The organism is Streptomyces sp. NPDC050534 (genome assembly GCF_044457745.1).
Taxonomy (GTDB): domain Bacteria; phylum Actinomycetota; class Actinomycetes; order Streptomycetales; family Streptomycetaceae; genus Streptomyces.
Map to the genome: position 1 here is coordinate 706,031 of NZ_JBITHF010000003.1, position 21,273 is coordinate 727,303.

At 72.1% G+C, this 21,273-nt stretch carries 21 protein-coding genes and 1 pseudogene; 6 read left to right on the forward strand and 16 right to left on the reverse strand.

What is annotated here, in order from left to right:
• Window positions 1–89: 89 nt before the first annotated feature.
• A complete protein-coding gene (locus ACIBN2_RS14220; protein WP_399134606.1) occupies window positions 90–353 on the reverse strand; it encodes a hypothetical protein in 264 nt (87 codons plus the stop codon).
• A gap of 107 nt (window positions 354–460) precedes the next feature.
• A complete protein-coding gene (glnA, locus tag ACIBN2_RS14225; protein ID WP_399134607.1) occupies window positions 461–1,870 on the reverse strand; it encodes a type I glutamate--ammonia ligase in 1,410 nt (469 codons plus the stop codon).
• Between the two features lie 196 nt (window positions 1,871–2,066).
• Between glnA and ACIBN2_RS14230 the strand changes: the two genes are divergently transcribed.
• Window positions 2,067–2,534, forward strand: a complete 468-nt coding sequence (locus ACIBN2_RS14230) for an RDD family protein (protein WP_399134608.1) — start codon at window positions 2,067–2,069, stop codon at window positions 2,532–2,534.
• Window positions 2,535–2,607: 73 nt separating this feature from the next.
• On the opposite strand, the gene ACIBN2_RS14235 is transcribed toward ACIBN2_RS14230, so the two are convergent.
• The 4 genes from ACIBN2_RS14235 to lipB all read right to left on the reverse strand — a co-directional run bounded on the left by ACIBN2_RS14235 (window position 2,608) and on the right by lipB (window position 5,689).
• Complete coding sequence (locus ACIBN2_RS14235; RefSeq protein WP_399134609.1) at window positions 2,608–3,306, reverse strand: DUF4191 domain-containing protein; 699 nt, start codon at window positions 3,304–3,306, stop codon at window positions 2,608–2,610.
• A 60-nt stretch (window positions 3,307–3,366) separates the two neighbouring features.
• Window positions 3,367–3,567 carry a hypothetical protein gene (locus ACIBN2_RS14240; RefSeq protein ID WP_399134610.1) on the reverse strand — a complete coding sequence of 67 codons (201 nt, stop codon included), beginning with the start codon at window positions 3,565–3,567 and terminating at the stop codon, window positions 3,367–3,369.
• A 281-nt stretch (window positions 3,568–3,848) separates the two neighbouring features.
• Complete coding sequence (lipA, locus tag ACIBN2_RS14245) at window positions 3,849–4,814, reverse strand: lipoyl synthase (RefSeq protein ID WP_399134611.1); 966 nt, start codon at window positions 4,812–4,814, stop codon at window positions 3,849–3,851.
• Between the two features lie 74 nt (window positions 4,815–4,888).
• A complete protein-coding gene (gene lipB, locus ACIBN2_RS14250; protein WP_399134612.1) occupies window positions 4,889–5,689 on the reverse strand; it encodes a lipoyl(octanoyl) transferase LipB in 801 nt (266 codons plus the stop codon).
• Between the two features lie 255 nt (window positions 5,690–5,944).
• On the opposite strand from lipB, the gene ACIBN2_RS14255 reads away from it, so the two are divergent.
• Entirely contained in the window at window positions 5,945–7,381 is a 1,437-nt protein-coding gene (locus tag ACIBN2_RS14255; protein WP_399134613.1) for a regulator, read from the forward strand.
• 4 nt (window positions 7,382–7,385) lie between these two features.
• Here ACIBN2_RS14255 and ACIBN2_RS14260 read toward each other — a convergent pair whose 3' ends face one another.
• Together ACIBN2_RS14260 and ACIBN2_RS14265 are read right to left on the reverse strand one after the other, a co-directional pair.
• The gene (locus ACIBN2_RS14260; protein WP_399134615.1) at window positions 7,386–8,735 is read right to left on the reverse strand and encodes an NAD(P)/FAD-dependent oxidoreductase; all 1,350 of its coding nucleotides are present in this window, start codon (window positions 8,733–8,735) and stop codon (window positions 7,386–7,388) included.
• 185 nt (window positions 8,736–8,920) lie between these two features.
• The gene (locus tag ACIBN2_RS14265; protein ID WP_399134616.1) at window positions 8,921–9,814 is read right to left on the reverse strand and encodes a TIGR01777 family oxidoreductase; all 894 of its coding nucleotides are present in this window, start codon (window positions 9,812–9,814) and stop codon (window positions 8,921–8,923) included.
• Between the two features lie 34 nt (window positions 9,815–9,848).
• On the opposite strand from ACIBN2_RS14265, the gene ACIBN2_RS14270 reads away from it, so the two are divergent.
• Window positions 9,849–10,346 carry a GNAT family N-acetyltransferase gene (locus ACIBN2_RS14270; RefSeq protein WP_399134617.1) on the forward strand — a complete coding sequence of 166 codons (498 nt, stop codon included), beginning with the start codon at window positions 9,849–9,851 and terminating at the stop codon, window positions 10,344–10,346.
• Between the two features lie 16 nt (window positions 10,347–10,362).
• Here the strand turns inward: ACIBN2_RS14270 and ACIBN2_RS14275 are convergent, their stop codons facing one another.
• Window positions 10,363–11,547 (reverse strand): MarP family serine protease, encoded by a 1,185-nt coding sequence (locus ACIBN2_RS14275; RefSeq protein WP_399134619.1) that lies wholly within the window; start codon window positions 11,545–11,547, stop codon window positions 10,363–10,365.
• A gap of 199 nt (window positions 11,548–11,746) precedes the next feature.
• On the opposite strand from ACIBN2_RS14275, the gene ACIBN2_RS14280 reads away from it, so the two are divergent.
• Together ACIBN2_RS14280 and ACIBN2_RS14285 are read left to right on the forward strand one after the other, a co-directional pair.
• A complete protein-coding gene (locus ACIBN2_RS14280; protein WP_399134620.1) occupies window positions 11,747–12,553 on the forward strand; it encodes a peptidoglycan recognition protein in 807 nt (268 codons plus the stop codon).
• Window positions 12,554–12,648: 95 nt separating this feature from the next.
• On the forward strand, window positions 12,649–12,864 hold the full coding sequence (locus ACIBN2_RS14285) for a hypothetical protein (RefSeq protein WP_399134621.1): 216 nt from the start codon (window positions 12,649–12,651) through the stop codon (window positions 12,862–12,864).
• 3 nt (window positions 12,865–12,867) lie between these two features.
• Here ACIBN2_RS14285 and ACIBN2_RS14290 read toward each other — a convergent pair whose 3' ends face one another.
• From ACIBN2_RS14290 to ACIBN2_RS14310, 5 genes are all read right to left on the reverse strand, one after another.
• Window positions 12,868–13,407 carry a carboxymuconolactone decarboxylase family protein gene (locus ACIBN2_RS14290; protein ID WP_399134622.1) on the reverse strand — a complete coding sequence of 180 codons (540 nt, stop codon included), beginning with the start codon at window positions 13,405–13,407 and terminating at the stop codon, window positions 12,868–12,870.
• Window positions 13,408–13,435: 28 nt separating this feature from the next.
• On the reverse strand, window positions 13,436–13,954 hold the full coding sequence (locus ACIBN2_RS14295) for a DUF4240 domain-containing protein (protein WP_399134644.1): 519 nt from the start codon (window positions 13,952–13,954) through the stop codon (window positions 13,436–13,438).
• Window positions 13,955–14,010: 56 nt separating this feature from the next.
• Complete coding sequence (locus tag ACIBN2_RS14300; RefSeq protein WP_399134623.1) at window positions 14,011–14,985, reverse strand: helix-turn-helix transcriptional regulator; 975 nt, start codon at window positions 14,983–14,985, stop codon at window positions 14,011–14,013.
• Between the two features lie 71 nt (window positions 14,986–15,056).
• The gene (gene aceE / locus ACIBN2_RS14305) at window positions 15,057–17,759 is read right to left on the reverse strand and encodes a pyruvate dehydrogenase (acetyl-transferring), homodimeric type (RefSeq protein WP_399134624.1); all 2,703 of its coding nucleotides are present in this window, start codon (window positions 17,757–17,759) and stop codon (window positions 15,057–15,059) included.
• 260 nt (window positions 17,760–18,019) lie between these two features.
• Window positions 18,020–18,643, reverse strand: coding sequence for a GntR family transcriptional regulator (locus ACIBN2_RS14310; protein ID WP_399134625.1), 624 nt, complete (start codon window positions 18,641–18,643; stop codon window positions 18,020–18,022).
• Window positions 18,644–18,922: 279 nt separating this feature from the next.
• On the opposite strand from ACIBN2_RS14310, the gene ACIBN2_RS14315 reads away from it, so the two are divergent.
• A complete protein-coding gene (locus ACIBN2_RS14315; RefSeq protein ID WP_399134626.1) occupies window positions 18,923–19,282 on the forward strand; it encodes a hypothetical protein in 360 nt (119 codons plus the stop codon).
• Here ACIBN2_RS14315 and sucB read toward each other — a convergent pair.
• A complete protein-coding gene (gene sucB / locus ACIBN2_RS14320; protein ID WP_399134627.1) occupies window positions 19,219–21,018 on the reverse strand; it encodes a 2-oxoglutarate dehydrogenase, E2 component, dihydrolipoamide succinyltransferase in 1,800 nt (599 codons plus the stop codon). The two genes, ACIBN2_RS14315 and sucB, sit on opposite strands and share 64 nt — an antisense overlap.
• Before the next feature lie 75 nt (window positions 21,019–21,093).
• A pseudogene (locus ACIBN2_RS14325) lies at window positions 21,094–21,273 on the reverse strand (dihydrolipoyl dehydrogenase); the annotation flags it as partial.

Consider the following 21,273-nt stretch of genomic DNA (forward strand, 5'->3'; position numbering starts at 1 on the left):
TCCCATGAAGTGGTTCCGAACGGCCCTAGGTGCAGCAAAGGCACAGGCCGGACGGCCCTGTGTGACGCGAAAGACGGGCGCCGGCCTGCCTAGAAGGGGGCCCTGAACTGCGCGTAGCCCAGCAGCAGGATGATCGCGGCGACACTGCCCAGCACCACGGTCGTGGACACCCAGGAGGAGCGGCGCGGCGCCACCGGGCCGGGGTCGGCGCGGAAGGGCTGCGGCTCGGGCGGGTTCTCCCGCCACCGCGCGGCCAGCATCCGGGCCCGCGCCGAGGGCTCCTTGTGCTCGGCGCCGTCCGCCCACTTCAGGTCGAACTCGCGCTCCGGATCGTCGTGTTCGTGCTGCGGCATTCCGTCCACCCCCGTGTCGTCCCCCGGCAATATAGAACATACGCCCGTGCCCCCGCCGTCGGTACAGCCGACAGCGGGGGCACGGGCGTATCTCCGTCAGGCGCCGATCACACGTCGAAGTAGAGCTCGAACTCGTGCGGGTGCGGACGCAGCTGCAGCGGGGCGATCTCGTTCGTGCGCTTGAAGTCGATCCAGGTCTCGATCAGGTCGGACGTGAAGACGTCGCCCGCGAGCAGGAACTCGTGGTCGCGCTCGAGGGAGTCCAGCACGGCCGGCAGCGAGGTCGGGACCTGCGCGACGTTCGCGTGCTCCTCGGGAGCCAGCTCGTAGAGGTCCTTGTCGATCGGCTCGGCCGGCTCGATCTTGTTCTTGATGCCGTCCAGGCCGGCCATCATCAGCGCCGAGAACGTCAGGTACGGGTTGCCGGAGGAGTCGGGCGCGCGGAACTCGACGCGCTTGGCCTTCGGGTTGGAGCCCGTGATCGGGATACGCATGGCCGCGGAGCGGTTGCGCTGCGAGTACACCAGGTTGATCGGGGCCTCGAAGCCCGGCACCAGGCGGTGGTAGGAGTTCACCGTCGGGTTGGTGAAGGCCAGCAGCGACGGGGCGTGCTTGAGGATGCCGCCGATGTAGTAGCGGGCGGTGTCCGACAGGCCCGCGTAGCCGGCCTCGTCGTAGAACAGCGGGTCGCCGTTCGCCCACAGCGACTGGTGGACGTGCATGCCCGAGCCGTTGTCACCGAAGATCGGCTTCGGCATGAAGGTCGCGGTCTTGCCGTTGCGCCAGGCCACGTTCTTCACGATGTACTTGAAGAGCTGGAGGTCGTCGGCGGCGGCGAGCAGCGTGTTGAACTTGTAGTTGATCTCGGCCTGGCCGGCGGTGCCCACCTCGTGGTGCTGGCGCTCGACCTTCAGGCCCTGCTTGTCCAGCTCCAGGGAGATCTCGGCGCGCAGGTCGGCGAAGTGGTCGACCGGCGGGACCGGGAAGTAGCCGCCCTTGTAGCGGACCTTGTAGCCACGGTTGTCCTCGAGGGCGCCGGTGTTCCAGGCACCCGCCTCGGAGTCGATGTGGTAGAAGCTCTCGTTCGCCGAGGTGGCGAAGCGGACGCTGTCGAAGACGTAGAACTCGGCCTCGGGACCGAAGTACGCGGTGTCCGCGATACCGGTCGACGCGAGGTAGGCCTCGGCCTTCTTCGCCACGTTGCGCGGGTCACGGGAGTACTGCTCACCGGTGATCGGGTCGTGGATGAAGAAGTTGATGTTGAGGGTCTTGTCCCGGCGGAAGGGGTCGACGCGGGAGGTCGACAGGTCCGCGCGCAGTGCCATGTCGGACTCGTGGATGGCCTGGAAGCCACGGATCGACGAACCGTCGAACGCGAGCTCCTCGTCGGGGTCGAACGCCTCGACGGGCACCGTGAAGTGCTGCATGACGCCCGGCAGGTCGCAGAAGCGGACGTCGACGAACTTGACGTCCTCGTCCGCGATGAACTTCTTGGCCTCGTCGGCGTTCTGGAACATCCAGCTCCTCCTACTCCCGACCGTCCCGCCGGGGTGGTAGTTCGTTGTGCGGCCAGTGCGGTGGCACACGCTGACCTCGACCCTAAGGACGCGTGATTTCTCGGGCGTGACCCATTTGTTTCGCACAAGTTAACCGGATCGCGTCCCGCATACCCCACCTGTCCGGATCGCGAAACGCCCGCAGTACCGTGGACGCGTGGACAACAGGGATGCAATCGGCTCGTGGCTCTCGGGCCCCCGCGCGGCCGCGGAGGACGCCGGGGTCGAGTTCGGATACAGGGGTGAGCAGCTCGGCCTGCCGGAGGAGGGGCCGGGATCGATCGCCCGACCGGGGCGCCGGTTCGCCGCCCTGGCCGTCGACTGGGGGCTGTGCCTCTTGATCGCATACGGTCTCATCACCCACGGCTACGACCAGGCTACCGGCAACTGGGCCCTGCTGGTCTTCTTCGTGCTCCACGTCCTGACCGTCGGCACCATCGGCTTCACCCCCGGCAAGCGCCTCTTCGGCCTGCGGGTGGTGGCCCTGGACACGGGCCGCCCGAACCCCCTGCGGACCGTCCTGCGCACGGCCCTGCTGTGCATCGCCGTCCCGGCCCTGATCTGGGACCGCGACGGCAGGGGCCTGCACGACCGGCTGGCGCGCACGGTCGAGGTCCGCGGCTGACGCTCCCGAGACGCGTACGACGAAGGGGCCGCCCGGAGTGATCCGGGCGGCCCCTTCGGGGTAGGACGAGGGGTCAGCGGGCCTTGCCGCCCTTCGGCAGCTTCATGCCCTTCGGCATCGGGCCCTTCGGCAGCGGCATGTTGCTCATCAGGTCGCCCATGGCGCGCAGCCGGTCGTTGGTGGCGGTCACCTGCGGGCCGGTGAGCACGCGGGGCAGCTTCAGCATGGTGGTGCGCACCTTCTTCAGCTCCACCTGGCCCTCACCGCTGCCCACGATGATGTCGTGCACCGGGACGTCCACGACGATGCGGTTCATCTTCTTCTTCTCGGCGGCCAGCAGGCTCTTCACCCGGTTCGGGTTGCCCTCGGCGACCAGGACGATGCCGGCCTTGCCGACGGCCCGGTGCACCACGTCCTGGCTGCGGTTCATGGCGACCGCGGGCGTCGTCGTCCAGCCCCGGCCGATGTTGTCCAGGACCGCGGCGGCCGCGCCAGGCTGGCCCTCCATCTGCCCGAAGGCCGCTCGCTCGGCCCGGCGCCCGAAGATGATCGCCGTCGCGAGGAAGGCGAGCAGCAGGCCCAGGATGCCGAGATAGATGGGGTGACCGATCAAGAAACCGATCGCGAGGAGGACACCGAAGGTAACGATGCCGACCGCCGCGAGTACAAGACCGATCTTCTTGTCGATCTTGCGCGTCATCTTGTAGGTCAGAGCGATCTGCTTCAGTCGCCCGGTATTCGCAGCGTCCGCTGCAGGTTCCTTCCTCGCCATGCCACGAAGTCTACGTGGCGCTGGGAGCGCCGTACGACGGCAGTGTCCGGAAGGCGGGATTCAGGGGCGGTGGAGGACGTTCTGGTCCAGGACGCGCTGGGTCTCGACGCGGTCCTTGGCGCGGCGGCGGTCCTCCAGGACGGAGGTCCAGGCGTTGCGACGGGCGGTGCGCTGGCCCCCGCTCATCAGCAGCGACTCGACTGCACGCAGTGCAGTGGTGAACGACGGGATTGCGGTGGCGCGAACCGGCGCGGCCTGCATGGTGGAGGTCCCCCCTCGGGTACGGGCTCGGCGTGGGTGTACGTGGCGTGAGTCCAGCGTCACTGATTGGTGTTACCAGGGCGTGACCGACCGGTCAAACGCGAATGAAGCCTTGATACGGAGCCCCCGAACCCTGACGCGGCCCTGACGTACGCCCTCATCAGGGCGGACGGTCAGGACCGCGTCAAATCAGTCACTACTCATAGGTAGTTTCTTGTGCGTGAATTCACACGCTTGCCTCGTGCGAGGCAGGGCAAGGCGGGTGACGGGGCGTCAGGAGCTCAGACCGCCTGCGAGGCGACGTAGGCGCCACGCTTCTCGATCGCCATCTGGTAGAGCCGGCCCGCGCGGTACGAGGAACGCACCAGCGGTCCGGACATCACGCCGGAGAAACCGATCTGCTCGGCCTCCTCCTTCAGCTCCACGAACTCGTGCGGCTTGACCCAGCGCTCCACCGGGTGGTGGCGCACCGACGGGCGCAGGTACTGCGTGATGGTGACCAGCTCGCAGCCGGCCTCGTGCAGCTGCCGCAGCGCGTCGCTGACCTCCTCGCGGGTCTCGCCCATGCCGAGGATGAGGTTCGACTTGGTGACCAGGCCGAAGTCGCGGGCCTCGGTGATGACCTTCAGCGAGCGCTCGTAGCGGAAGCCGGGGCGGATGCGCTTGAAGATCCGGGGCACCGTCTCGACGTTGTGCGCGAAGACCTCGGGGCGGGAGGAGAAGACCTCGGCCAGCTGCTCGGGGACCGCGTTGAAGTCGGGGGCGAGGAGCTCGACCTTGGTGTGCCCGCCCTCGCGGCCGGCCGTCTGGGCGTGGATCTGGCGCACGGTCTCGGCGTACAGCCAGGCGCCGCCGTCCTCCAGGTCGTCGCGGGCGACGCCGGTGATGGTGGCGTAGTTCAGGTCCATGGTGACCACGGACTCGCCCACGCGGCGCGGCTCGTCACGGTCGAGCGCCTCGGGCCTGCCGGTGTCGATCTGGCAGAAGTCGCAGCGCCGGGTGCACTGGTCGCCGCCGATGAGGAAGGTCGCCTCGCGGTCCTCCCAGCACTCGTAGATGTTGGGGCAGCCGGCTTCCTGGCAGACGGTGTGCAGCCCCTCGCTCTTCACGAGGTTCTGCATCTTCGTGTACTCGGGACCCATTTTCGCCCGGGTCTTGATCCACTCGGGCTTGCGCTCGATGGGGGTCTGGCTGTTGCGGACCTCCAGGCGCAGCATCTTGCGTCCGTCGGGTGCGACTGCGGACACGACCGGCTCCCTAGCGATTGATTCTTCGGCGTGCTCAAGGGTACGCCCGTTGATTTGAATGCCCGGCGCGGTGTTCAGGCTGCCGGTGTCTTCTCGATCACCCTCGGCTTCAGGTCCGCGTTCTCCAGTACGTCCGTCAGGTGCCGCTCCACCACCGGCAGCACCTCCGCGATCGTCACGTCGCGGCCCAGCTCGCCGGCCAGCGAGGCGACCCCTGCGTCGCGGATGCCGCACGGGATGATCCGGTCGAACCACTTGTTGTCCGGGTTCACGTTCAAGGCGAAGCCGTGCATCGTCACGCCCTTGGCCACGCGGATGCCGATCGCCGCGATCTTGCGGTCCTCGCGGCGCTGGCCGGCGTTGGAGGGCGCGTACTCCGGGCCGTTCATCCGCGGGTCGAACTCCTCGTCGTGCAGCCGCGGGTCGAAGTCCAGGGACAGTCCTCCGAGCGACGGGCGCTCTTCCACCGGGTCGCCCAGGACCCACACCCCGCTGCGGCCCTCGACGCGGGTGGTCTCCACCCCGAACTCCGCGCAGGCGCGGATCAGGGCCTCCTCGAGGCGCCGCACATGGGCCACCACGTCCACCGGGCGCGGGAGCTTCTGGATGGGATAGCCGACCAGCTGGCCCGGGCCGTGCCAGGTGATCTTGCCGCCGCGGTCCACGTCGATGACCGGGGTGCCGTCCAGGGGCCGCTCGTTGTCCGCCGTGCGCCGGCCCGCCGTGTAGACCGGCGGGTGCTCCAGGAGCAGCACGGTGTCGGGGATCTCGTCGGCGAAGCGCGCCGCGTGCACCCGGCGTTGCTCGTCCCAGGCCACCTGGTACTCGACCGCCTCGGCACCGAATCCCATGCGGACGAACCGCAGCTCACTCACGGCAAGCGCCTCCCTAGAAGGTCGTAAGGCACGAAACGTGCCTACGCCACTGTACGACCGTCCGCCTCGCGTCAGCCCTGCGGGCAATCCTCACACGATCGGATGAACGAGCGTGGAAGTGTGCGACCGGCCGCTCACTCTCCGCTACATTCGCGCCGTTCGCAGAGGTCCATAAGGGCAGCTCACAGGCAATCCGGGCACAACAGGGCCGACGGCGGTCCCAGAAGGCCCGAAAGGCAGGAGACCGCACCGCAGATGACGGAACGACCCGCGCAGCGCACTCCCAATCGCCAGCTCGCCGCGCTCATCGCAGAAGCCGGGTTCTCCAACGCGGGTCTCGCCCGTCGGGTCGACCAGCTCGGTCTCGAACACGGACTTGATCTGCGTTACGACAAGACGTCGGTCACCCGCTGGCTCCGCGGCCAGCAGCCACGAGGCACCACGCCCGCCCTGATCGCCGAGGTCTTCACCCGGCGCCTCGGCCGCAGACTCACCGCCCAGGACCTCGGGCTCGACGCCTGTGCCCCCGTCTACGCGGGGCTCGAGTTCGCCGCCAGTCCCGAGGAGGCCGTCGACATCGTCGGCGGTCTGTGGCGCAAGGACTCCGGCTCGCACGCCGAGCTCCGCAAGATCGCGTTCACCCCGGCGGGACTGGTCGTGCCCAGCCGCGACTGGCTGATCGGCCGTGCCGACGACCGGGTGGCCCGCGGCGAGCAGCCCTCCCGCGTCCCCGCCCAGGGCCGCCCGGTGGTGCCCCGCCAGCGCGGCCAGGCCGAACGCGGCCCCGGCCAGAAGGTCACCTCCGGCGACATCGCGGCACTCCGCTCCGTCGGCGAGCTCTTCCGCACCCTGGACGACATGTACGGCGGCGGCCACGCCCGCCAGGCCCTCGTGCGCTACCTGGAGCACGAGTGCGAGCCGATGCTGCGCGGCACCTACGGCGAGCAGACCGGACGCCGGCTGTTCGCCGCCGCCGCCGACCTGACCAGGCTCGCCGGCTGGACGTCGTACGACATCGCGGCGCACGGGCTCGCCCAGCGCTACTTCGTGCAGGCGCTGCGCCTCGCGCAGGCGGCGGGGGACCGGGCGTACGGCTCGTACGTGCTGGTCACCATGAGCCGCCAGGCCGTCTATCTCGGCCACGGCCGGGAGGCGGTGCAGCTCGCGCGGGTCGCCCAGCAGGGCGCGGCGACCAACGCCCCGCCCGTCGTGCAGGCCCTGCTGCACTGCGCCGAGGCGCGCGGGCACGGCGTGCTGGGCGAGGTGCGCAACTGCACCGCCTCGCTCGTGCGGGCCGAGCGGGCGCTCGAAGCGACCCGGCCCGGCGACGAAGTGCCCTTCTGGGCGCGGTTCTTCGACGAGGCGCAGCTCGCGGACGAGTTCGGCCACTGCCATCGGGACCTGCAGCAGTTCCGGGCGGCGGCGCAGCACGCTGAGCGGTCTCTGCAGCTGCGTGCGCCCGCGTTCGCCCGGAGCCGGCTCTTCTGCCGCGTCGTCCTCGCCTCCGCGCGGCTCGGGCTCGGTGAGCTCGATCAGGCGTGCGCGCTCGGCGCGGAGGCCGCCGGTGCCGCCGCGGAGATGCGGTCGGTGCGGGCCGTGGAGTACGTGCGGGACTTCGAGCGGCGGCTGGAGCCGTACAAGGACGCGGCGCCCGTGCGGGGTTACCGCGACAGGGTCGCGGCCTTCGGCTGACCGCTCAGGCCGCCTCCTTCACCGCGCTGGGCGGCGGGTCCGCCCGGTGCATGGAGCCCGCCGCTCCCAGGTCCGCGAGGATCGCCGACGCCGCGCGGTGGGCGGAGTGGAGGGCGCCCTGGACCGTGCTGGTGTCGCGGTGGTCGCCGCAGACGTAGAGGCCGGCCAGCAGGCGGACCGGGCGGCGCACGTCGTGCGGCGGGCGCATCGCGGGAACGGCCTCCGGGGTGTGGTGGACGGCGAGGGTCTCCCAGCGCGCGGTCGAGGTGCCGTAGAGACGCGAGAGATGCATGCGTACGGCCGTGTCGAGTTCCGGCGGGGGCGGGCCGAGGACCGTGGAGGAGATGAGCGTGCGGCCCGCGGGGGCGCGGCTCGGGTCGACCGCGCTCACCACCGACGTGTGCGCGACCGGGCCGCCGCGGTCCGCGTCGAGCAGCAGGGCCGCGCCGGTCCGCGGCGGCTCGTCCGTCGTGTGGTGCAGCACCGTCAGCGGGTGGAAGCCGGGCACGCGCAGGCCGGGGAGCAGCTCGGCGGCGGCGCGCGCGTCCGTCGCCAGCAGCACGGCGCGGCAGCGGATCTCGCCGTGCTCGGCGGTGGTCACCGCGCTCGTGGAGACGGAGGTGACGCGCACGCCGGTGTGCACGGTGCCCGGCGGCAGCGCCCGCGCCAGCAGCTCCGGCAGCATCTCCGCGCCGCCCTCCGGCAGGCACAGCCGCCCGCAGGCGAAGGCGCGCAGGGCGAGGTCGGCGCACCGGCTGGAGGTCGCCAGCTCCGGGTCGCACAGCAGGGCGGCGAGCAGCGGTCGCACGAAGCCCTCGACGGTGCGCGCGGGCAGACCGCGGGCCGCGAGGGCCTGCGCCGCTGGCAGCTCCGGCCGGGACAGCAGCCGCTCGACGGGCGTGGCCGCGAGCCGGGCGAGCGCGGTGCCGAGGCGGGCCTGGTCGACGGCGCTGCCGAGCGGGGCGCCGGCCCGGGGCGCGCTCATGGCGGGGGCGCTCGCCAGGGCGCGCACCGCGTGGAGTGCGCCCCTTGCGCCCCCCGTGACCGCCGGAGTGACCGCGCGGCAGTGACGCCCGTCGCTGTGGAGGAGCACGCCCGGCGCGAACCGGCGCAGTACCAGCGCGTCGAGCCCGGGTGTCAGCCGTAGCTCGGGATACGCCGTGGACAGCAGCTGCCCGATCCGGTCGAGCCGGAACCCGTCGACCTTCTCCGTCGACATCCGGCCCCCCGCCCACGGAGCGGCCTCCAGGACCGCCGTCGTCACTCCTGCGCTGGTCAGCCGATGTGCCGCCGAGAGTCCGGCGACCCCGGCTCCTACGATCACGACGTCTGCCTGGTACGCGGGCTCAAGCACGTGCCCCTCCTCGAGGTTGCGCGGCCGGTGGAGACGTCATGCCCCCAACAGGCTTCAGGGATACCCGAGTTCGGGTCGAGGTTAGGGCTGTGATCGGTCAAGGGCAGTCGCGCATGGACAGGGCACGGTCGCACAGCGGTCGCATACGGTCGCGGGGGTTCGCCGCGCCGCCGCCACAGGCGTCGCTACGCCGCCCGGAGCGCCCCCTCGATGTCCGGGAACGCGAACGTGAACCCGGACTCCAGCAGCCGCTTCGGCACCACCCGCGCGCTGCCCAGGACGTCCCCGGACATCTCGCCGAGCGCCGCCCGCAGCACCGGCGCGGGCACCGCGAACAGCGTCGGCCGGTGCAGCACGCGTCCCATCGCCGCGGTGATCTCGCGGTTGGTCAGCGGGACCGGAGCGGTGAGGTTGAACGGCCCGGACAGCCCGTCGGTGTCGACGAGATGGCGGATCGCGGCGACCTCGTCGTGCAGCGAGATGTACGACCAGTACTGGCGTCCGTCGCCCATGCGCCCCCCGAGCCCCGCCTCGAACAGCGGGAACAGCCTGCCCCAGGCCCCGCCCCCGCGGGCCACCACCAGCCCCGTCCGCGGGAACACGGTCCGCACGCCCGCCTCCCGCGCGGGCGCCGCCGCGGCCTCCCACTCCACGCACAACCGCGGCAGGAAGCCCTCCCCGGGCGGCGCGCTCTCGTCGACCGCGCGCTCGCCGGTCTCGCCGTAGAAGCCCATCGCGCTGCCGCTCACGAACACCCGCGGTTTCTCCGCCAGCCCGGCGACCGCCTCGGCCAGCGCCGTGGTGCCGAGCACCCGGCTGTCGCGGATGCGCCTCTTGTAGGCGTCGGTCCAGCGGTGGTCGCCCACGCCGGCGCCCGCGAGGTTGACCACGGCGTCGCACCCGGCGAGCCCGGCCGCGTCCACACTTCCGCCCTCCGGGTCCCAGCGGACCTCGTCCTTCGCCCGGGGCGGCCGGCGCACCAGCCGCACCACCTCGTGCCCGTCGGCGGTCAGGGACCGCACCAGAGCGCCACCGATGAGTCCGGACGCACCTGCCACCGCGATTCGGGAACGTTCCATGGGCCCATTCTGCTCGGCGCACCGGCCTCATAAGGTGACCGTCATGCCCGTTCCGAACATTCGCCACGCCACCCTCGACGACGAGGAGACCCTGGGCCGCCTCGACCGCGTCACCTGGTCCCCGCTGCACTCCGTGCAGCCGCGCCCCCAGCCGCCCTACGAGCCCTTCTACGACGAGCGGTTCGGGCCGCGGGACCACCTGGTCGCGGAGATCGGCGGCGAGGTCGTCGGCTACGTCCGCCTCGGCTCTCCGACCCCGCTCCTCTGCAACGCCCACGTGCGCCAGATCCAGGGGCTGGTCGTCGCCGAGGAGGCGCGGGGCGCCGGCGTCGGGCGGGCCCTGCTGCGGGCGGTGCGCGAGGAGGCCCGCCGCCACGGCGCGCGCCGGCTCACCCTGCGCGTCCTCGGCCACAACACCCCGGCCCGCAGGCTCTACGAGGTCGAGGGCTTCGCCGTGGAGGGCGTGCTGCCGGGCGAGTTCCTGCTGGAGGGCGCGTACGTGGACGACGTCCTCATGGGGCGCAGTCTGTGACCGGGGGCAGCGCCTCCTAGGACGTGACCAGGTCGCCCGTGTCCACCGCCGCCGTCGAGGTCGCCGCGCGCTCGGCGTCGGAGGAGACCTCGTCCGCCGTCAGCACGTAACCCGTCTCGTTGTCGGTCGTCGAGCGCGCGAAGACCACGCCGTAGACCCGGCCGCCGGTCGTCAGCAGCGGGCCGCCGGAGTTGCCGGGCCGGACCGTCGAGCGGATGGAGTAGATCTCGCGCGTCACCGTGGCGTCGCCGTAGATGTTCTGGCCGGTGGCCTGCACCCGGCCCGCGACGGTCGCCGCCTGCAGGTTCAGGTCGCCGTCCTGCGGATAGCCGGCCACCACCGCCGAGTCCCCGCGCGCCGCGCCGCCGTCGAAGTGCAGCACGGGGGCGTGCAGCCCGGGCACGTACAGCACCGCCACGTCACGGTCGGGGTCGAAGAGCACCACCCGCGCCCGGTACGACCGCCCGACCCCGCCGATGCGCACGTTCGGGTCGTCGATGCCGGCCACCACGTGCGCGTTGGTCATCACGTGGTCGCGCGCGTACACGAACCCGCTGCCCTCGCGGCCCTGGTCGCCGGAGACGCCCTCGATCTTCACCGTGCTGAGCTTGGCGGCGTTCGTGGCGCTCGCCGTGACGCTGTCGCCGGTGGGCTTGGCGACCCGGGCCGTCGACTCGTTCTCGAAGGGGTTGAAGACCTGCGGGAAGCCCGCCTGGGTGAGCGCGGAGGTGGCCCGCGAGAACCAGGCGGGGGTGGTGGCCGGCATCGCGTCCTGCACCGCCCCGAGCAGCGCCGAGTCCCGGATCGCGCTCGTGACCAGCGGCGACGAGGACGCGCCCAGGACGCTCGCGGCGACCCACGCCACGATCAGCACCGCCACCGAGTTGGCCGCGGCGCCGCCGACCCCGTCGGCCACCCGCAGCGGCCCCCGGTCCAGCTCCCGGCGCAGCCGCAGCGCCAGCCGCCCCGCCAGCTCGTGCCCCACCGCCGCCGGGACCAGCACCGTCAGCACCGCGGTCACGGTCGCCCGGGTCGTGCCCGGGGTCACCAGGTCCATCACCCACGGCAGCATCCACACGCCGAGGACCGCGCCGCCCACGAACCCGGCGAGCGAGACACAGCCGGCCACCAGCCCGCGCCGGTAGCCGGACGCCGCGTAGGCCACAACCACCAGCAGCAGCAGGATGTCGAGCAGGTCCACGGAGCCGCCTTTCTCTCAGACCCCTTGTTACGCGTTATTACGAGCGGGACGGGCCCAGTGATCAGCAACGCGCGCGGGGAGCCGGGAACCGGCCCCGCGCGTGCGTGCATCGGGAAAAACGCCTCGGACCAGGACGATGGTTCCACCGGGTGGCACAGCACACATCGCGGACGGGGCGAATCGGCCCGAAAGTGAAGTCATGCGTGTCCGAAGACCGCGCGGAGCAGGGCGGTTGCACAAAGTGCACATACCCCGCCCGGCGCTCGTGCTGCTCTCCTGGCTGCCGGGACTGGCCGCCGTCCTCGGACTGGTCCTGTGCGCGGACGGCATCGGCCACCGGAGTCCGGGCGGCCGTCCGCCCGTCGAGGCGCGCGCCGTCACCCGGCACGCCGCGCCGAAGCCGCACATCGTGCCCCGGTCGGCCTGGCTGGACCCGCTCTCCCGGCACGCCCAGCCGCCCCCGCGCTACGACGACCGGGTCGTCGCGGTCTTCGTCCACCACACCGACTCGCCCAACGGCTACGACTGCGCCGACGTGCCCCGCATCATCCGCTACCTCTACGCGGGCCAGACCGGCGCCCGGAACTGGGACGACATCGGCTACAACTTCCTCGTCGACCGCTGCGGCACCATCTACGAGGGGCGCGCGGGCGGCGTCGACCGCGCCGTCACCGGCGCCCACACCCAGGGCTTCAACCACCGCACGGCCGGCATCGCCGCGATCGGCACCTTCACGGCGGGCGTCCCCGTGCCGAAGGCCATGACGGACGCCCTCGCCGCCCTCGCCGCCTGGAAGCTGGGGCTCGCCGACGTCGACCCGCGTACCGAGGCGCGCCTGGTCTCCAGCAACAGCCTCAGCCGCTACCCCTCCGGCACCGCCGCCACCCTCCCCGCGCTGGCCGGCCACCGGGACGCCTACATGACCACCTGCCCCGGCGAGGCGCTGAGCTCCCGCCTCCCGGGGATCAGACGGCAGGCGGCGCGGTTGCAGGGGCGGATCCCCTAGAGCGGGCTCACAGGCTTTTCGCAGCCGCCGCACCGGGCCCGCCGAGGTTGCCTTCCTATGGTCGTGCACACGCACTGACCGGAGGTGGGGAAGACATGAACAGCAGTCGCACCGGCAGCACGGCCCGGGTCGCCCGCGGTCCCTGGGCGGCGCTCTGCGCGGCCGTGGCCGTCGTGCTGGGCCCGGCCGCCGTCACCGCGTCCGCGCTCGACCAGGCCAACGCGGCCCCCATGCACCACGCGGTCAAGGCGGACCAGACGCGGGCCTACATCCCCTCGGACACCGTTCGCCGGCGGACTGCCGGGGCCTGACGCTCAGCCGGGGTCGCCGCCGACCAGTCCCAGGAACTGCTCGCCGGACGGATCGACGTCCACCGCGAGCCCGTTCATGAGGCCCGCCAGCATGACGTAGTAGCCGGTCGTCGTCACGATCTCGATCACCTGCCGGTCGGAGACCCGGGCACGCAGGGCCGCCAGCGTGCCCTCGGAGAGGGTGTGCCGGGACACCTGCTCGAACGCCGCGGTCACAGCCGCCGACTCCGTCGCGTCCAACTCCCGCCCGTCGGTGCGCTGTTCGGCGATCGCCGCCAACTGCTCCGGCGTCGCACCCGCGTGGAGCGCGATCGGGCCGTGCTGGACGGACAGATACGTGCACTGCGTGCCGGACGCGACCGCCAGCACCACCAGTTCGCGCAGCCGGACCGGAAGCGTCGACTCGCGCAGCACGGCCAGGCCCAGGTCGATCGCCGGGCCCGTCATGGGCGGGGCGTGCGAGAGCATGCGGAAGGCGTTGAGCTGCACAGGCAGCCTGGTGACGGCGTCGGCGACACGTTCCGGGTACGGAATGCGGGCCATGATCCCCCTGACGTCGAAAGAGTGGTCGTCAATCCCTGAACCGGTTCCAGAGCTTGGGATAGCGCTGTTCCAGCACCCGCTCGTTCTCGAAGTCGAGCGGCGCGCCCTGAGGCTCGGAGGCCGCGGGCGGGATGCCGAGGTCGGGCGCGACGGTCCCGGTGAGCTGCTCGTAGGCCTCGTCGGCCGCGTAGCCCAGTTCCTCGCCGTCGCCGTCGATCTCCTCGTCGAAGTCGTCCAGGAGCTCGGCCAGCGTGTCGGGCTGGTGCACGGCGCCCTCGTACACTTCGCGTCCCTGGCCGATCAGCCAGCACCGGAAGAAGTCGAACGCGTCGTCGCTCGCGCCGTCGAGCAGGACCCATGCCGCGCCCCACAGGTCCCAGGTGTACGCGCGGTTGTAGCGGGCCTCGAAGTGACGGGCGAAGTCCAGGACCATCTCCGGGTCCAGCTGCAGCAGCCGGTCCACGAGCAGGTCGGCCTGCTCCTCGGGGTCGCCCTCGGCGCCCTCGCGGGTGGCGTCCACCAGCTCCCAGAACTCCGTCTCGTCCATCACGGGTCAAGCATCGGCCCTGGGCGGGTGGGGCGCACGTGGAGTGCCACGGATTGTTATGTCCCGTACAGGCGGGCCAGCCGTGCCGCGTCGTCGGCGAATCGTGCCCGCAGGGTCTCGGGAGCCAGCACCTCCACCTCGGGGCCGAGCCCCGCGAGCTGGCCGTGGGCGACCTGTTCGGACTCCACGGGGAGCGTCAGCGTCAGCCACCCGTCCTCGTCCGGCGCGCCCGCGCCCGCGAGGGCCTCCCGCGCCGAGGCCGGATCGACGGCGTACGGCAGCCCTCGCGCACCGGCCGGGGACAGCCGTACGACCACCTCGGCGTGCAGGATCGAGCGCGCGAACTGCTCGGCCCGCTCCTGCCAGAAGGCGGGCAGATCGAACTCCTCGTCCCGCGCGAACCGTTCCCCGCCCGCCGCCACGGCCGTGAACCGGTCGATGCGGTAGACCCGGTACGACTCCTGCTCGGGCACCCGCGCGCACAGGTACCAGACCCCGGCCTTGAGCACGAGCCCGTACGGCTCCAGTTCGCGCTCCACCTCCGCCTCGCGGCCGCGGTAGCGCGCGGTGAACCGGCGGTCGTCCCACACCGCGTCCGCGACGGCGGGCAGCAGGCCGGGCGCCTTCGGCTCGGTGAACCAGTTCGGGGCGTCCAGGTGGAAGCGCTGCGCGGCGCTGCGGGAGGCGTCCCGCAGCGACGGGAGCAGGGCCGCCGACACCTTCAGTCGGGCCGCCGAGGCCGCGTCCTCCAGGCCCATCTCGCGCAGCGCCCCCGGCACCCCGCTCAGGAACAGCGCCTCCGCCTCGCTCCGCGCGAGCCCGGTCAGCCGGGTGCGGTACCCGCCGACCAGCCGGTACCCGCCGGCCCGCCCCCGATCCGCGTACACCGGCACGCCCGCCTCGGACAATGCCTGCGCGTCCCGCGTCACGGTCCGCTCGGAGACCTCCAGCTCCCGCGCGAGCTCGGCGGCGGTCATGGAATGCCGTGCCTGCAGAAGCAGGACCATCTTGATGAGGCGGGCGGCGCGCATACGGTCATGATGCAACGAGGCCCCCGCCGCGGCGGGGGCCTCGTCACTCGGGTCCGTGCAGGCTCCGCCTGTTACAGCCCGTACTTCTCGCGCGCTTCCTTCACCGCCGTCGCCTTGACCTCGCCGCGCCGGGCCAGCTGGGCGAGCGCCGCCACGACGATCGACGGGGCGTCGACGCCGAAGTGGCGGCGGGCCGCGTCACGGGTGTCCGAGAGGCCGAAGCCGTCGGCGCCGAGCGAGGAGTAGTCCTGGTCGACCCACTGCGCGATCTGGTCCGGGACCTGGCGCATGTAGTCGGAGACCGCGAGCACCGGGCCCTCGGCACCCTGCAGCACCCGGCGGACGTACGGGACGCGCTCCTCGCCGCGCAGCAGGGCCGCGTCGGCCTCCATCGCGTCGCGGCGCAGCTCGGTCCAGCTGGTCGCCGACCAGACGTCCGCGGCCACGCCCCACTCCTCGGCGAGCAGCTTCTGCGCCTCGAGGGTCCAGTGGATCGCCGTACCGGAGCCGAGCAGCTGGATGCGCGGGGCGTTGGCCACCGGCGCGAGCCCCGCCTCCTCGGCCGTGTTGAAGCGGTACAGGCCCTTGACGATGCCCTCGTCGACGCCCGCCGCGGACGGCTTCGCCGGCTGCGGCATCGGCTCGTTGTAGACGGTGAGGTAGTAGAAGACGTTCGGGTCCTCGCCCGGCGCCGCCTCGCCGTACATACGGCGCAGACCGTCCTTGACGATCGTCGCGATCTCGTACGCGAACGCCGGGTCGTACGTCAGCGCCGCCGGGTTGGTCGCGGCGATCACCGGCGAGTGACCGTCGGCGTGCTGGAGGCCCTCACCGGTCAGCGTCGTCCGGCCGGCGGTGGCGCCCACCAGGAAGCCGCGGCCGAGCTGGTCGCCGAGCTGCCACATCTGGTCGGCCGTGCGCTGCCAGCCGAACATCGAGTAGAAGATGTAGAACGGGATCATCGCCTCGCCGTGCGTCGCGTACGCGCTGGACGCGGCGATGAAGTCGGCCATCGAACCGGCCTCGGTGATCCCCTCGTTGAGGATCTGGCCGTTCTTGGCCTCCTTGTAGTACATCAGCTGGTCGCGGTCGACCGGCTCGTACGTCTGGCCCTTGGGGGAGTAGATCCCGAGCGAGGGGAACAGCGACTCCATGCCGAAGGTGCGCGCCTCGTCCGGGACGATCGGCACCCAGCGCCTGCCCGTCTCCTTGTCGCGGACCAGGTCCTTGACCAGGCGGACGAAGGCCATCGTCGTCGCCACGTTCTGCGTGCCGGAGCCCTTGTCGAAGGAGGCGAAGGCCTTGTCCGCGGGGGCGGGCAGCGGGGCGAGCGCGTGCGAGCGGCGGGCCGGGGCCGGGCCGCCGAGGGCCGCGCGGCGCTCCTGGAGGTAGCGGACCTCGGGGGAGTCGGTGCCGGGGTGGCCGTAGGGAACCTGGCCGTCGACGAACTGGCTGTCGGAGATGGGGAGTTCGAGCAGGTCACGCATGCTCTTGAACTCGTCCACCGACAGCTTCTTCATCTGGTGGTTGGCGTTCTTCGACGCGAAGCCCTTGCCGAGGGTGTGGCCCTTGACCGTCTGGGCCAGGATCACGGTCGGCGCGCCCTTGAACTCGACGGCGGCCTTGTAGGCGGCGTAGACCTTGCGCGCCTCGTGACCACCGCGGGAGAGGTGGAAGCACTCGAGGATCTTGTCGTCGCTCAGCAGCTTCGCCATCTCGGCGAGCGCCGGGTCCTTGCCGAAGAAGTCCTCGCGGATGTAGGCGGCGTCGCGCGTCTGGTACGTCTGCACCTGGGCGTCGGGTACCTCGCGCAGGCGGCGTACCAGTGCGCCCGTGGTGTCCAGCTGGAACAGCTCGTCCCAGGCGGAGCCCCACAGGGACTTGACCACGTTCCAGCCGGCGCCGCGGAACTGGGCCTCCAGCTCCTGCACGATCTTGAAGTTGGCGCGGACCGGACCGTCGAGGCGCTGCAGGTTGCAGTTGATGACGAAGGTCAGGTTGTCCAGGCCCTCGCGGGAGGCGAGTGCGAGGGCGGCCGTGGACTCCGGCTCGTCCATCTCGCCGTCACCGAGGAACGCCCAGACGTGGGACGAGGAGACGTCCTTGATGCCGCGCGCGGTCAGATAGCGGTTGAAGCGCGCCTGGTAGATCGCCGACAGCGGGCCGAGGCCCATCGACACCGTCGGGAACTCCCACAGCCAGGGCAGGCGCCGCGGGTGCGGGTACGACGGAAGGCCGCCGCCGCCCGCCTCCTGGCGGAACCTGTCGAGGTGCGCCTCGGTGAGGCGGCCGTCGAGGAAGGCGCGGGCGTAGATACCGGGGGAGGCGTGGCCCTGGATGTAGAGCTGGTCGCCGGAGCCGTCCCCCTCCTTGCCCTTGAAGAAGTGGTTGAAGCCCGTCTCGTAGAGCCAGGCCGCGGAGGCGAAGGTGGCGATGTGGCCGCCGACGCCGAGTTTGCTGCTCCGGGTCACCATCGCGGCCGCGTTCCAGCGGTTCCACGCGGTGATACGGCGCTCCATCTCCTCGTCACCGGGCACGCTCGGCTCGGCGGCGGTCGGGATGGTGTTGACGTAGTCGGTCTCCAGGAGCTTGGGCAGCGCGATGCCGTTGCCCTCCGCGCGCTCCAGCGTGCGGCGCATCAGATACGCGGCACGGTGCGGGCCCGCCGCCTTGGCGACCGCGTCCAGCGAGGCCTGCCATTCGGCGGTCTCCTCGGGGTCCCGGTCGGGGAGCTGGTCGAGCTCGCTCGGCTGGATGGCGTTGGGGTCGGTCATGTCGCCGCCTTCCTCAGTCGAAGGGGGTTCCCTCATCGGTAAGGGTTCGGGTGTGCCCTTTGTCTTTGGCAGGACAGGGCGCTGGGCCTCGGTTCAGGCCCCGTCGGCGACAATAACTCCCTGATCGATGATCGATCAAAGGGTTCCAGGGCAAAATCTCTTGATTTCGAGAAAGTCGGCATGCGGTGCCTTGGCCGGTGGCACGGGGTGCCGTGTTTTCGAAGGGTTTCCGCAGGTGAGCGGGGGGATGCTCGGCTGTGTCAAGCGCGCGGCGCGCAGCCCAGGACGTGGGCCTTCACCAGCTCGGCGATCCTCGGGTCCCTCCTGCGGAACGCCTGCACCAGCTCCTCGTGCTCTTCCGCATACGACTGCTGAACGGTTCCCAGCCAGCGGATGGACAGTGCCGTGAAGACTTCGATGCCCAGGCCCTCCCAGGTGTGCAGCAGCACGGAGTTCCCGGCGGCCCGCACCAGTTCGCGGTGGAAGGCGACCGTGTGCCGCACCTGGCCGGTGCCGTCGGCGGCGCGGTCGGCCTGGTAGAGGGCGGCGACGTGCGGCTCGAGGGCCGAGCAGTCCTCGGCCAGGCGGTCCGCCGCCAGCTCCGCCGCGATCGCCTCCAGGCCGGCCCGGACCGGGTAGCTCTCCTCCAGGTCGGCGGCCGTCAGATTGCGCACCCGCACGCCCTTGTTGGGGGCCGACTCGATCAGCCGCAGCGACTCCAGCTCGCGCAGCGCCTCCCGCACCGGCGTCTGGCTGACCTCCAGCTCGGTGGCGATGCGCCGCTCCACGATCCGCTCGCCCGGCTGCCAGCGCCCGCTGACGATCCCTTCCACGATGTGCTCGCGGATCTGTTCGCGCAGCGAGTGGATGACGGGCGCGGTCATGAGGGCTCCTTAGGGAGGGGCCGCCCCTCGGCCCCGGGGGCGTTTGACGTTTAGACAATAAGGCCGCGAGCGCTTCCGGGAGGGGCGCACGGGGGCGCTTTCGTGCAGGTGAGACGAGACTTACACGCTGAACACAGCGCTGTCGCGTGTAAAGACCCGTACCGGACCCGACCCGGAGCCGTCACCGCCGTGTCACGGCGAGAACCCCCGGGCGCCCCTCGCCGTCGCGGTCGGCAAGGGTGTCCGAACGGGGCGCCCCCGCACCATCTGGGGGACGGCATGAACATCGGGGAACGGCGCAGCAGGCTCGGCTGGACGGTCGCGGTGGCCCTCGCGGGGACGGTCATCGGCGTCACGGGGTGCCGGCCGACGCCCACCGCGGCGTCCGGCGGAGGCACCCGTCCGGCGGTCAGCGCCACGGCGGACGCCGGCACGCAGGTGCGGGGCATGGCCGGCCGGACGGCCGGGGCGCAGCAGATCGGCCGCGCCGGCTCGGCTGCGGGGGCTGCCGTGGTACGGCTGCGCCCCCGCCCGGAACTCCGGACGAGGGCGCAGCCGCAGTACCTGCTGGAGCCTCAGAGGCCGAGCTCGACCTCGAACTCGCCGGCCTCCAGGATCGCCTTGACCGCGGTCAGGTAGCGGGCCGCGTCGGCGCCGTCCACCAGACGGTGGTCGTAGGAGAGGGTCAGGTAAGTCATGTCGCGGACGCCGATGACCGTGCCCTCCTCGGTCTCGATGACCGCCGGGCGCTTGACCGTGGCACCGATGCCGAGGATCGCGACCTGGCCCGGCGGCACGATGATCGTGTCGAAGAGCGCGCCGCGCGAACCCGTGTTGGAGATGGTGAAGGTCGCGCCGGACAGCTCGTCCGGGGTGATCTTGTTGGCGCGGACCTTGCCCGCCAGCTCCGCCGTGGCCTTCGCGATGCCGGCGATGTTCAGGTCGCCCGCGTGCTTGATGACCGGGGTCATCAGGCCCTTCTCGGAGTCCACCGCGATACCGACGCTCTCGGTGTCGAAGTAGGTGATCGTGCCCTCGGCCTCGTTGATCTTGGCGTTGATGACCGGGTGGGCCTTCAGCGCCTGGGCCGCCGCCTTCACGAAGAACGGCATCGGGGAGAGCTTGACGCCCTCGCGCGCGGCGAAGGAGTCCTTGGCCTGGGCGCGCAGGCGCATCAGGCGGGTGACGTCGACCTCGACGACCGAGGACAGCTGCGCCTGCTCGTGCAGCGCCTTGACCATGTTGTCGCCGATGACCTTGCGGATGCGCGGCATCTTGACGGTCTGGCCGCGGAGGGGAGAGGCCTCCAGGGCCGGCGCCTTCCTGGCGGCCGGAGCGGCGGCAGCGGCCGGAGCCGGAGCGGCAGCGGCGGCCTTCGCGGCCTCGGCGGCGGCGGTGACGTCCTGCTTGCGGATACGGCCGCCGACGCCGGTGCCCTTGACGGTGGACAGGTCGACGCCGTTCTCGGCGGCGAGCTTGCGCACCAGCGGGGTGACGTAGGCGCCCTCGTCCGTGGCACCCGCGGCGGGCGCGGGAGCGGCCGGGGCGACCGGAGCCGGAGCGGCCGGCGCGGGCGCCGGGGCGGCCGGAGCCGGAGCGGCGGCGACCGGGGCGGGCGCGGGGGCCGGAGCGGCGGGCGCCGGAGCCGCGGGGGCTGCCGGAGCCGGGGCCGGAGCCGGGGCCGGGGCCTCGGCGGCGGGCGCGGGGGCCGGGGCGGCGGGGGCCGGGGCAGCCGCGGGAGCGGCACCCGCGGCGCCGATGACGGCGAGCTTGGCGCCGACCTCGGCGGTCTCGTCCTCGCCGACCACGATCTCCAGCAGCGTGCCCGAGGCGGGCGCCGGGATCTCGGTGTCGACCTTGTCCGTGGAGACCTCGAGCAGCGGCTCGTCGGCCTCGACGGAGTCGCCGACCGACTTCAGCCAGCGGGTGACGGTGCCCTCGGTGACGGACTCGCCGAGCGCGGGCAGGACCACGTCCGTGCCGGACGCGCCACCGGCCGGAGCGGCGGGGGCAGCGGGGGCGGCGGGCTCGGGGGCCGGGGCGGCAGGGGCCTCGGCGGCCGGCGCCGGGGCCGGCTCGGCGGCGGGGGCCGGAGCCTCCGCAGCGGCCGGGGCGGGCGCGGCAGCCGGCGCGCCGGAGCCGTCGTCGATGACGGCGAGCTCGGCGCCGACCTCGACGGTCTCGTCCTCGGCGACCTTGATGCTGGCGAGGACACCGGCGGCGGGCGAGGGGATCTCGGTGTCGACCTTGTCGGTCGACACCTCGAGCAGCGGCTCGTCGGCCTCGACGCGCTCGCCCTCGGCCTTCAGCCAGCGGGTGACAGTGCCCTCGGTGACGCTCTCGCCGAGCGCCGGAAGGGTTACGGAAACCGCCATGGTTTCGGTTTCTCCTTACGAATTGCGGAAGTCTGTGTCGTCGCGAAGTCGCGGAGTCGCTTCGTCGTCCGAGGGTCAGTCGTGCGAGTGCAGCGGCTTGCCGGCCAGAGCCAGGTGGGCCTCGCCCATCGCCTCGTTCTGCGTCGGGTGGGCGTGGATGAGCTGCGCGACCTCGGCGGGCAGAGCCTCCCAGTTGTAGATCAGCTGGGCCTCGCCGACCTGCTCGCCCATGCGGTCGCCGACCATGTGGACGCC